Below are 4,798 nucleotides of genomic sequence, written 5' to 3' on the forward strand. Positions count from 1 at the left end.
GACCACATCCTGGCTATCATTCCAGGCTACGTGCTCCATATTTTCGGCTAAAGTGCGGCCGGTCACCGTCAGGCAGTCGCCGTGCAGATAGCCGTGGTCGAGCAACGTCTTCATCAAGAGCGGAATGCCGCCGGCCTCGAACATGTCCTTGGCGACATATTTGCCGCCCGGCTTCAGGTCGGCGATGTAGGGCGTCTTCTCGAAGATCCTGGCTACATCGAAGAGGTCGAACTTTATCCCGGCCTCATGCGCGATCGCCGGCAAATGCAGCGCTGCGTTGGTCGAGCCGCCGGTGGCCGAGACCACGGTCGCCGCATTCTCCAGCGCCTTCAGCGTGACGATGTCGCGCGGGCGGATATTCTTTGCGATCAGCTCCATGATCTTTTCGCCGGAGGCGAAGTTGAAGCGGTCGCGCATCTCGTAGGGCGCCGGTGCCCCGCAGGAATATGGCAGCGCCAGACCGATGGCCTCGGCGACGGTGGCCATGGTGTTGGCGGTGAACTGGGCGCCGCAAGAGCCGGCCGACGGACAAGCGGCTTGTTCGATTTCGAGGAGCTCGGCGTCGCCGATCGTGCCGACCGAGTGCTGGCCGACGGCCTCGAACACATCCTGCACGGTGATCTGCCGGCCCTTGTAGGAACCGGGCAATATCGAGCCGCCATAGATGAAGATCGACGGCACGTTGAGCCGCACCATGGCCATCATCATGCCGGGCAGCGACTTGTCGCAACCGGCAAGGCCGACCAGCGCATCGTAACAATGGCCGCGCATGGTGAGTTCGACCGAATCGGCTATGACCTCGCGCGACACCAGTGACGATTTCATGCCCTGGTGGCCCATGGCGATGCCGTCCGTGACGGTGATGGTGCAGAATTCGCGCGGCGTGCCGTTCGCCGCGGCGACGCCCTTCTTGACCACCTGCGCCTGGCGCATCAGCGAGATGTTGCACGGTGCCGCCTCGTTCCAGCAGCTCGCGACACCGACCAGCGGCTGCGCGATCTCGGCCGCCGACAATCCCATCGCATAGAGATAAGAGCGGTGCGGCGCGCGCGCCGGACCGACGGTCACATAGCGGCTGGGCAGCTTGGCCTTGGAGATGACTCTGGCGTTCATACTCTTCCTTGCCGCGGGCGGTGCGACCTGCCCCATTGCCGAGCCTCTTTGGGCACGTGTTCCGGGACAAATTCGAGTGCGCCGGGTTTATGGCGGGAAATAGGCAATCTCCCCGGGCGTCCTTGTGGTGCGAGGGTTGCTCAGAAACTGTTGCCAAAACGTCACAATCGCGGGAGGCAGAGGGGTGCCGCGTTTTTGTAACGCCGCCTGCATGTCAGGAAGCCGCTCGAACAAAAAAGCCGGGCAATGCCCGGCCTTTTTGCTATTGAAAACTTATGTTTAGAACTTGACCTTAACGGAAGCTGAGCCGGCAAGGAGCAGATCGTCGTCGTATGTGTAGGTGATGGCATTTGCCGTGTCGCCAACACCGGTGAAGGTCGACGACCCACTGGTCAGAACACCGATCGAACCACCAAGTCTGACCTCGATCTTGTCGTTCGGCGAATAAGAAATGCCGCTGGCCACGGACCAGGTGTCCGACTGATAGCCGGAGGTCGTCGAGGTTCCACGATCCCAGGTCAGCGAAACCGCGCCAGACAATTGGTCGGAAAACTTGTGAGCTATGCCACCCGAAACCGTCCAGCCGTCGCGATAAAGCAGGTCGAAAGAAACGGGCGAGGGAGCGCCGGTCACCGGACTGCGCACGCCATTGATGGGAATGACGCCAAGCCTGCTCCATTCCTGCCAGCGGATGGAACCAAAGGCCAGCCAGCCAGGCGCTATACCGCTCTGCAGCTTAAGTTCCACAGCTTGGGGTATCTCGGCCGAGGCGGAGACAGGGAAGACCCCGGTAGCGCCTGGAATCAGATCCGCCGGAAAGGCGCCCCTAAAACCGGTGGTGTCGACAGTTCCCGACAGCTCGTCATATTTGTAGCTCGAAGAGTACATCAGGCTTCCGCGCAAGGCGATTTCGGGAATTTCATAGGCGGCACCAACACGCCAGCCCCACGCCTCGTCAGAAAGCTTGAACTCGCCGATGCCGGTATTGCCGAAGGCCAGCAGTGTCTGGCGGGACAGAAACGCATCGACCTCCTGGTAGGAGACGCCGCCGATGAACCGCATGGAGCCCTTGCCGACATTTACCTTGTAGGAGCAAGTAAGGCCGAAATCATTTGTTTTGACGAAGTATTCAACCGCCGTTGGCGAATAGGCGTTGTTCATTCCGAAGTCTGCCTCCGCACCATACGGTTCCGTATAGGTGGCAAGGCAATCCACCGGTTCAAAGATGTTGGCCTTGATACCGATGCGCGGCACCGCATAGTCGCCACCAACATCCACTGACGAAGACGACAACGCAACCGGGTTCGGCGGGGAATCCAAGCGCTGCACATTCTTCAATTTGCGCTTTGGCGAAACATATGTGACGCCAGCATCGAACGAATATGGCGCGGCATCAAACAACTGGTCGATGTTGACACCGCCCCGGTCGAAGCCGCCGGCGTTCGCAACGCCCGAAGTCAATAGAGAAAAGCACCCCGCCCCCAGCAGCGCTTTCCGACGCAAATTGTTCATGAATCTCCTCCCGAATACGAATGGGATTAAGCTAGAACCAATTCAGGTTAACGGCGCAACAATGAATTCCCGATGCGTACATGTACACCTTCGCCGACCGCATTTTAGACAAAGTGACAGCTTTCCTCGCAAACCCGGAAAACGGCCCGTTTGGTTGCAAATCGACAAAAAATCCAGAAAACTCGCGCGGAACGACGCCAAAACGGCAGGTTTTGCGAAGACAAGGCCACAATGTTACATTATGGCAACAATGGGGCTAAAACATTCCGTTTACGTCAAGATTTACGCTGCGGAACGCCTATTCTCGCGGCAGGAAGCCGTCCGAAAAGCAAGTTCGCAGGACTCGCGAATCCTGAGCATCGGACCCAAAAGCGGAAGCCGGTTTTGGCCAATCCGAACCTCAGCCAATTCGATTCTCAAACTCCAGAATAAGTCAACCGGCTTCGCGCACTCGTGTCAGCGCTACCGAAAGCTTTTCTTGCGCCTCGCGATACTCGGCGAGTTTTTCGCGCTCGGCTTCCACGACATCTTCCGGCGCGTTGGCGACGAATTTCTCGTTGGACAGCTTCTTGTGCAGGCGGGCGATCTCTTCGGTCACCTTGACCAGTTCCTTCTGCAGCCGCGCCGCCTCGGCGGTAAGGTCGATCAGGCTGCCGAGCGGCAGACAGATGGTCGCCTCGTTGAGCACGATCTGGGCGGAGCCCTTAGGCGCCGTATCGACCAGCGAGATGTCGCCGACCCGCGCCAGTCGCTTGATGGCCGTTGCCTGGCGCTCAAGCCTTTCGTGGGTCGCGGTATTGGCGCCGATCACCATCAGGGGCGCGATCGCGGCCGGCGGCACATTCATTTCCGAGCGCACGGAGCGGATGCCTGAGACGAGCTCGACCAGCCAGTTGATGTCGGCGGCCGCTGCCTCATCCTCAAAGTCTGGCGACGGCCACGCGGCATGGCAAAGCAGCGACGGCCGTTCCTTGCCCTCGCCGGCGGTCTCAGCCCACAGCTCTTCGGTCATGAATGGCATCATCGGATGCAGCAGCTTATAGATCTCGTCGAGCACGAAGGCGACACAAGCCCGGCTTTCGGCCTTGGCAGCCTCGTCCGGACCTGTGAACACCGGCTTCAGCAGTTCCAGATACCAGTCGCAGAACAAGTTCCACACGAAGCGGTAGGCCGCACCTGCAGCCTCGTTGAACCGGTATGAGGTGATTCCTTCGGTGATTTCGCGCGCGGCGCGTGTCAGTTCGGTCAGGATCCAGCGGTTGACCGCCAGCTTGGCGTCGTTCAGCCAGAACTCGTCGTTCCTCGCGACGTCGTTCATCTCGGCAAAGCGCGTCGCGTTCCACAGCTTGGTGCCGAAGTTGCGGTAGCCGGCGATGCGGGCCGGATCGAGCTTCACGTCGCGCCCTTGCGCGGCCATCACCGTCAGCGTGAAGCGCAGCGCGTCGGCGCCGTATTCGTCGATGAGATCGAGCGGGTCGATGACGTTGCCTTTCGACTTCGACATCTTCTGCCCGTTCTTGTCGCGCACCAGCGCATGGACATAGACGGTGTGGAACGGCTCTTCGTCCATGAAGTGCAGGCCCATCATCATCATGCGGGCGACCCAGAAGAAGATGATGTCGAAGCCGGTCACCAGCACGTCGGTCTGGTAGTAGGTTTTCAGCTCCGGCGTCTGGTCCGGCCAGCCAAGCGTCGAGAACGGCCACAGCGCCGACGAGAACCATGTGTCGAGCACATCCTCGTCGCGGGTCAGGATCTCGCCCGGCTTGAAGTTCTCGAGCTTGTCCTCAACCCAGGCCTTCCATGGCCCTTCCAGCGCCAGATAATATTCGACGGCGGCTGCTAGCGCCTCCTCCTCGGTCTTCTCGACGAAGACGCGTCCATCCGGTCCGTACCAGGCCGGGATCTGGTGACCCCACCAGAGCTGGCGCGAGATGCACCAGGGCTGGATGTTCTCCATCCAGTCGAAATAGGTCTTTTCCCAGTTTTTCGGCACGAAATTGGTACGGCCCTCACGCACCGCACGAATAGCCGGTTTGGCGAGCTCCGCCGCGTTCGCATACCATTGTTCGGTCAGGAACGGTTCGATCGGCACGCCGCCGCGATCGCCATGCGGCACGGCATGGCGATGCGGCTCGACCTTTTCGAGGAAACCGCCCGCCTCCATCAGCTC

At 60.1% G+C, this 4,798-nt stretch carries 3 protein-coding genes; all 3 read right to left on the minus strand.

Going from position 1 to position 4,798, the window contains the following annotated elements; all coding sequences use genetic code 11:
- Positions 1–1,113, minus strand: a 1,113-nt coding sequence (locus tag EOA85_RS27900) for a dihydroxy-acid dehydratase (protein ID WP_206523389.1), incomplete at its 3' end; no start/stop codon positions are given.
- A gap of 279 nt (positions 1,114–1,392) precedes the next feature.
- Positions 1,393–2,625 (minus strand): OmpP1/FadL family transporter, encoded by a 1,233-nt coding sequence (locus EOA85_RS27905; RefSeq protein WP_127211914.1) that lies wholly within the window; start codon positions 2,623–2,625, stop codon positions 1,393–1,395.
- A gap of 433 nt (positions 2,626–3,058) precedes the next feature.
- A partial coding sequence (locus tag EOA85_RS27910; RefSeq protein WP_127211915.1) for a valine--tRNA ligase occupies positions 3,059–4,798 on the minus strand: 1,740 nt, incomplete at its 5' end.

It is taken from the genome of Mesorhizobium sp. M5C.F.Ca.IN.020.29.1.1, assembly GCF_003997375.1.
Classification (GTDB): domain Bacteria; phylum Pseudomonadota; class Alphaproteobacteria; order Rhizobiales; family Rhizobiaceae; genus Mesorhizobium; species Mesorhizobium wenxiniae.

What these genes read in the sequence shown, in the direction of transcription:
- EOA85_RS27905 (WP_127211914.1), bottom strand. Translation starts at nt 2,625, where the DNA reads ATGAACAATTTGCGTCGGAAAGCGCTGCTGGGGGCGGGGTGCTTTTCT.